8 protein-coding genes are annotated in these 5,779 nt (G+C 58.7%); 5 read left to right on the top strand and 3 right to left on the bottom strand.

What is annotated here, in order from left to right; genetic code table 11:
- The 5 genes from AC1DRJ_RS17900 to AC1DRJ_RS17880 form a co-directional block, all read left to right on the top strand.
- Window positions 1–711, top strand: a 711-nt coding sequence (locus AC1DRJ_RS17900; RefSeq protein ID WP_477803331.1) for an adenosylcobinamide-GDP ribazoletransferase, incomplete at its 5' end; no start/stop codon positions are given.
- Window positions 712–908: 197 nt separating this feature from the next.
- A complete protein-coding gene (locus tag AC1DRJ_RS17895) occupies window positions 909–1,313 on the top strand; it encodes a MarR family winged helix-turn-helix transcriptional regulator (protein WP_477803330.1) in 405 nt (134 codons plus the stop codon).
- A gap of 53 nt (window positions 1,314–1,366) precedes the next feature.
- Window positions 1,367–2,575, top strand: coding sequence for an MFS transporter (locus AC1DRJ_RS17890; protein ID WP_477803329.1), 1,209 nt, complete (start codon window positions 1,367–1,369; stop codon window positions 2,573–2,575).
- Window positions 2,572–2,694: a hypothetical protein gene (locus AC1DRJ_RS17885; RefSeq protein ID WP_477803328.1), complete on the top strand. Its 123-nt coding sequence runs from the start codon at window positions 2,572–2,574 to the stop codon at window positions 2,692–2,694. The genes AC1DRJ_RS17890 and AC1DRJ_RS17885 overlap by 4 nt, the downstream gene beginning before the upstream one ends.
- A 55-nt stretch (window positions 2,695–2,749) precedes the next feature.
- Entirely contained in the window at window positions 2,750–3,301 is a 552-nt protein-coding gene (locus AC1DRJ_RS17880; protein ID WP_477803327.1) for a glutathione peroxidase, read from the top strand.
- 89 nt (window positions 3,302–3,390) lie between these two features.
- Here the strand turns inward: AC1DRJ_RS17880 and AC1DRJ_RS17875 are convergent, their stop codons facing one another.
- The 3 genes from AC1DRJ_RS17875 to AC1DRJ_RS17865 all read right to left on the bottom strand — a co-directional run.
- Window positions 3,391–4,662, bottom strand: coding sequence for an OmpP1/FadL family transporter (locus AC1DRJ_RS17875; protein WP_477803326.1), 1,272 nt, complete (start codon window positions 4,660–4,662; stop codon window positions 3,391–3,393).
- Window positions 4,663–4,808: 146 nt separating this feature from the next.
- The gene (locus tag AC1DRJ_RS17870; protein ID WP_150778613.1) at window positions 4,809–5,291 is read right to left on the bottom strand and encodes a hypothetical protein; all 483 of its coding nucleotides are present in this window, start codon (window positions 5,289–5,291) and stop codon (window positions 4,809–4,811) included.
- A gap of 277 nt (window positions 5,292–5,568) precedes the next feature.
- Window positions 5,569–5,779: hypothetical protein (locus tag AC1DRJ_RS17865; protein ID WP_477803325.1), on the bottom strand; the 211-nt coding region annotated here is incomplete at its 5' end.

The raw sequence follows: 5,779 nt of genomic DNA, 5'->3' as shown, positions 1-5,779 counted from the left end.
CTGCAATTCCTGAGCAGTCTGCCGATTCGCCTGCCGGGCATGCCGACGCCTCAGGAGCTGGGCCGGTCGCTGCTGTTTTATCCGCTGGTGGGGTTGCTGTTCGGTGCGATTCTGTGGGCGCTGAACTGGCTGTTGTTGGGCACGCCATTGTTGCTGCATGCCGCGTTGTTGCTGACGGTTTGGGTCTTGCTCAGCGGTGCATTGCACTTGGACGGTCTGGCCGATAGCGCCGATGCGTGGCTCGGCGGTTTTGGTGATCGTGAGCTCACGCTGACGATCATGAAAGACCCGCGCAGCGGACCAATTGCGGTGGTGACGCTGGTGCTGGTGTTGTTGCTGAAGTTCGCCGCGTTGCTGGCGTTGATCGAGCAGCAGCACAGTATTTTTCTGCTCATCATTCCGCTGATCGGCCGCAGCGCGATGTTGGGGTTGTTCCTGACCACGCCCTATGTGCGTGCTGGCGGGTTGGGGCAGGCACTGGCGGATCATCTGCCGCGATTGGCTGGCTGGCAGGTGTTGGCGGTCAGTGCGTTGGGCTGTGTTTTGATCGCAGGTTTTAGCGGAGTTGTGGCCGTTTTTGTGGCAGCGGTCATTTTTTTATGGCTGCGGCAGCTCATGCTACGGCGATTGGGCGGGACGACGGGCGATACAGCAGGTKCGATCCTGGAGTTGCTGGAGATGGCGGTGCTGGTGGGATTGGCGTTGGTCTGACGGTTTAAGCGCAGGTTGGACTGGCCTCTTCGCGAGCAAGCCCGCTCCCACATTATTTGACCGCATTCTTTCTGGAGGAACTCGGTTAAATGTGGGAGCGGGCTTGCTCGCGAAGGCGGYCTGCCAGACACTCCAAATCTTGAGATCAAACCCATCTGTAACTTGATTTTACATAACCACGGGTATATACACGCACCATGCTCGACTCCCAATGTTTGTGCATCAACCTGCGTCGCGCCGCCCGTGGCGTCAGCAGGCATTACGACGGCGCTCTAGACGGCTTCGGGATCAACGTTGCCCAGTATTCTTTGCTGTGCAATTTGCAGCGTCTGGATCAACCCAGTATTTCCACCCTCGCCGAAGCCATGGGGCTGGACCGCAGCACCCTCGGGCGCAATTTACGGGTGCTGGAAGGCGAAGGGTTGGTGATGCTGGTCGAGGGCGAAGACATGCGCAATCGCATCGTCCGACTCACCGAAGCCGGTGCCGAACGTCTGAAGGCTGCCTTGCCTGCCTGGGAAGCGGCCCAGCAGGGGTTGATTGACCGACTGGGCGCCGAGAAACGTGAAACCTTGCTGCGACTGCTGGACGAACTGGCCTGATGCCGGTTTTTCCGATCTTAAGCGGGTATATACCCGCTACCGGAGAATAAGAAATGACATCGATGTGGCGTACTTGCGGTTGGGTGTTGTTGGGGAGTGCGCTGATCCTTGCGTTGTCTTTGGGCGTGCGCCACGGCTTTGGGCTGTTTCTGGCGCCGATGAGTGCCGAATTCGGCTGGGGGCGTGAGACGTTTGCGTTTGCCATCGCCTTGCAGAATCTGATCTGGGGCTTGGCGCAGCCCTTTACCGGTGCGCTGGCCGACCGCTTCGGCGCGGCGAAAGTGGTGCTGGTCGGCGGCGTGCTGTATGCCCTGGGTCTGGTGTGCATGGGGCTGTCTGATTCTGCCGTGACACTGTCCCTGAGCGCTGGCCTGTTGATTGGCATCGGCCTGTCCGGCACCTCGTTCTCGGTGATCCTCGGCGTGGTCGGCCGCGCAGTACCGCCCGAGAAGCGCAGTATGGGCATGGGCATCGCCAGTGCGGCCGGGTCGTTCGGTCAATTCGCGATGTTACCGGGCACGTTGGGCTTGATCGGTTGGCTTGGCTGGTCTGCCGCGTTGCTGGTGCTGGGCTTGTTGGTGGCGTTGATCGTACCGCTGGTGAGCATGCTCAAGGACAAGCCGTTGCCGGTCCTCGGCCATGAACAAACCCTCTCCGAAGCGCTACATGAAGCGTGCTCTCACTCGGGGTTCTGGCTGTTGGCGTTCGGCTTCTTCGTGTGCGGTTTCCAGGTGGTGTTCATCGGCGTGCATTTGCCGGCTTACCTGGTGGATCAGCACCTTCCGGCATCCGTCGGCACCACGGTGCTGGCGCTGATCGGGTTGTTCAACATTTTCGGGACGTACACCGCCGGCTGGCTCGGCGGGCGTATGTCGAAACCGCGCTTGCTGACCGGCTTGTACTTGCTGCGGGCGGTGGTGATTGCGTTGTTCCTGTGGGCGCCGGTGACGACGACCACGGCGTACCTCTTCGGCATGGCCATGGGGTTTCTATGGCTGTCGACGGTGCCATTGACCAACGGCACCGTGGCGACCTTGTTCGGTGTGCGAAACCTGTCCATGCTCGGTGGGATTGTTTTCCTGTTTCACCAACTCGGCTCATTTCTCGGCGGCTGGTTGGGCGGGGTGGTGTATGACCGAACCGGGAGCTACGACTTGATTTGGCAAGTGGCAATTCTCTTGAGCCTGTTGGCCGCTGCCCTGAACTGGCCGGTACGTGAGCAGCCGGTAGCGCGTCTGCAATCGCAGATGAGTGCGATATGAACCGTCTGTGGCCGCGGATCGCTGTAGCGGCCATCTGCGCCTTGCTGCTGGCGTTGTCTTGGTGGGGCTGGCATCAGGGCGGTTTGGCGCTGATGCAGTTGGGCATGGGTGCTTGCTAGCGAGCGGCAAGGGCGAGTAACTTCGTTTTTGACGACTTATCAAGGAAGCACCGACATGCTGATGCGCTGGATTGCAGTTCCCGCGTTGCTGATGGCGATTACCGGGCTGGCCCACGCGAGCGAGTGCCCGGAGCTGTTGCAAGGCTCATTGCAGAAGCTGCGCGCCAAGGAATCCATCGATCTGTGCCAGCGGTTTGAGGGTAAACCGCTGGTGGTGGTCAATACCGCGAGCCACTGCGGTTTCGCCCCGCAGTTCAAAAGCCTTGAGGCGCTCAATCAGCGCTTCAAGGGGCAGGGGCTGGAGGTGATTGGCGTTCCGTCCAACGACTTCAAGCAAGAGTCCAAGGACACCGCCGAGACGGCCAAGGTCTGTTACGTGAATTACGGCGTGACCTTCACCATGACCGAACCGCAGGCTGTGCGAGGCGACGACGCGACGCACCTGTTCAAGGTCCTGGCTAAACAGACCAGCGCACCGAAGTGGAATTTCTACAAATACGTGGTCGATCGCAAGGGCAACGTCATCGCCAATTTTTCCAGCCTGACCAAACCCGATGATCCCGAGTTCCTCGCAGCGGTGGAGCAAGCCCTGGCGTCCCAGCCCTGATCAACGCCCACTAAAAAGCCCCGCCTCTTTAGCAGAGAGCGGGGCTTTTTTGATTCATTCGGCGAGTGGTTCAGCCTCGCCGTGAATCATCAGAAGCGGTAGGTCGCGCCGAGGCCGAAACCGTTCGCCGAGTTTTCATACTTGGCGTTGTAGGTCTGGCCACGGTTGTTTTCGTTGTTGACCTTGACCGAATCTTCACGCAGGTACGAATACGCTACGTCGATGGTCAGGTCGTCGGTCGGGCTCCAGCCAGCGCCCAGGCTGAATGCCTTGCGATCGCCCGTCGGGATGCGCGGGGAGCGGTCGACGTTGTTGGTCGGTGCCTGGTCAATGGACAGACCGCCACGCAGGACCCATTGCTTGTTCAACTGGTAGGAGGCGCCGATGGCGTGAGCCCAGGTGTCGTGCCAGTTCTGTTCTTCGGTGATGGTACCGAACTGGCCGTTCAGTACACCCGGAACACCACTGTTTTCAACGGTGATGTCTTTCAGGCGGCTCCAGYGAGTCCAGGTGCTGCCTGCGTAAAGAGTCCACTGATCGTCGAGCTGGTGAGTGACCGAGAAGTCCACCGATTCAGGTGTGGTCAGGTCCAGCGAAGCGTCGTATTTCTGGTTCGGATTCTGGCCGATCAGGCCCAGCACGTTGTAATTGACCTTGGTGTTGCCTTCGAGCTTGTACTCCACTTTCGAGTGGTAAGTCAGGCCGACGCGAGTGCTGTCGGTCGCTTGAACCAGCACGCCGATGTTGTAGCCCAACGCGGTGTCGTCACCGGTGATCTTGACCTTGCCGTCTGGCGCAGCCTGGGTGATCGACAGGTTCGATTCCAGGGTGCCGTCGATGCGGTTGATGGTCGGACCGAAACCGATGGAAACCTTGTCATTGAAGGCGTAGCTGACAGTCGGTTGCAGGGTCACTACTGTTACTTCGCTCTTGCTGCCGAAGTAACGGCCGGCAAAGCCATTTTCGTAGTCGGTTACCAGACCGAACGGTGCGTACACCCCAAACCCGAACGCCCACTGGTCGTCGATTGGCTTGACGTAGTAGCCCATAGGCACGGCGATAGACGGAACCATGTCGCCGTCGTTGCTGCCGCCGTTCGGGAAGGAGCTTGCGTCGCTGATGTCAGTGTGTGCGTCGATCAGCGCAACACCGCCGGTGACTTGTTCGCGCTTGATGCGGGACATGCCGGCGGGGTTGCCAAAAACTGTACTTGCGTCATCGGCAGAGGAAGATCGCCCGGCAAAACCCGTACCCATACCGCTGATGCTTTGTTCGTTAACGGCAAAGCCACTTGCAAAGATCTGGGTGGATGCCAGGGTAATGGCGAGGCCAAGGGTAGTTTTGAGCATTACTTTTTTCATTGTTCGAACTCGAGGTGATCACCGGGGCGAAAATTACCAACATTTTCGTCCCGGCGCTATAGGCTGTATGCCTTGATTTAGAGCGGTTTTGTAGGACAATCCGACCATGTTGGCGGCCGATTGCACGATCTTGTGAAACTGGTGGGTCAGCAAGCGACCTGATTCAGGGGTGAAACACAGGTTTGCCAGGCGCTGGTGAAATCGCGCAGACGTCCTTGAGGCTGAAAGGTCTGACGCCAGATGCGGGCCATGCCCAACAAGTCATCGGCGGCGGGGAGGGGAGTGTTCTGTTCTTCAACCAGCAACCAGGCGATGGCGGTGGCGTAACGCAAATTAACCGTCAATTCCAGATGCGGTCCGCTGAGAAAGGCATGTTGGCTGGCCAGTCCGCGGACAAGGCTCGCCCGTTCGGGATCCAGTGCCAGGTAGTGATCCCAAAGTGCCTGGTGGCGGGGTTCGGCGATTCGGTACAGGCCGTGTCCACGGCGGTCATGCAGGGCGGAGCCAAGGGCTGACTGACTGGCGGCGATGCCTAGCAGCAAGGATTCGGCAGTTGCGCTATGGCGTCCGAGGTAAATCAATGTCGGACGAATCACATAACGGCACAGTTCGCTGGCAGCGATACCCATAATGCCCTCGAAACATGAAGTAGGCGGCGAAACCTGAATTTAGCGTTGGCAGCGGGTGGATCGAATCAGGCTCGCCGGAAGCGGAACAAGCCGCTTGAGTTGAAGTGTAGTGTCATATTCGCGCTGTAAAGGTCTGTTTTTAAAATATTTCCGGCTTCGAGTTATAACCGTTATATCTGTTAGTGCTTAGCCGCAGACGGCGAAAAGTGAAATCGCGGGCAATAAAAAGCCCTGCTTTTTGAGCAGGGCTTTTGGGTTTTTCAGTGTTTCTGGCGTCTCAGGCAATCAATGCCTGGCGGGTACGCTCGATCACGGCCTGCAGCGGTTCTGCGCTGGAGTATTGATCGGGGTACAGGCGTTCGCTGTGACGAGCGATGCCGTGTTCGTTGACCAGAGTGAAGCTGAAGCAGCCTTTGCGAGCGGCCATGATCAGGCAGTTCATTGGTGCAAAAGCGTTGGTTAGGGTGCGGATTGCATCCTGGGTATGG

Source organism: Pseudomonas sp. P5_B2, from assembly GCF_056400445.1.
Note: the sequence above shows the minus strand (reverse complement) of the source record. Positions and strands in the feature narration are given on the sequence as shown.

What these genes read in the sequence shown, in the direction of transcription:
- AC1DRJ_RS17885 (WP_477803328.1), top strand. Translation starts at nt 2,572, where the DNA reads ATGAACCGTCTGTGGCCGCGGATCGCTGTAGCGGCCATCTGCGCCTTG.
- AC1DRJ_RS17895 (WP_477803330.1), top strand. Translation starts at nt 909, where the DNA reads ATGCTCGACTCCCAATGTTTGTGCATCAACCTGCGTCGCGCCGCCCGT.
- AC1DRJ_RS17880 (WP_477803327.1), top strand. Translation starts at nt 2,750, where the DNA reads ATGCTGATGCGCTGGATTGCAGTTCCCGCGTTGCTGATGGCGATTACC.
- AC1DRJ_RS17890 (WP_477803329.1), top strand. Translation starts at nt 1,367, where the DNA reads ATGACATCGATGTGGCGTACTTGCGGTTGGGTGTTGTTGGGGAGTGCG.
- AC1DRJ_RS17870 (WP_150778613.1), bottom strand. Translation starts at nt 5,291, where the DNA reads ATGGGTATCGCTGCCAGCGAACTGTGCCGTTATGTGATTCGTCCGACA.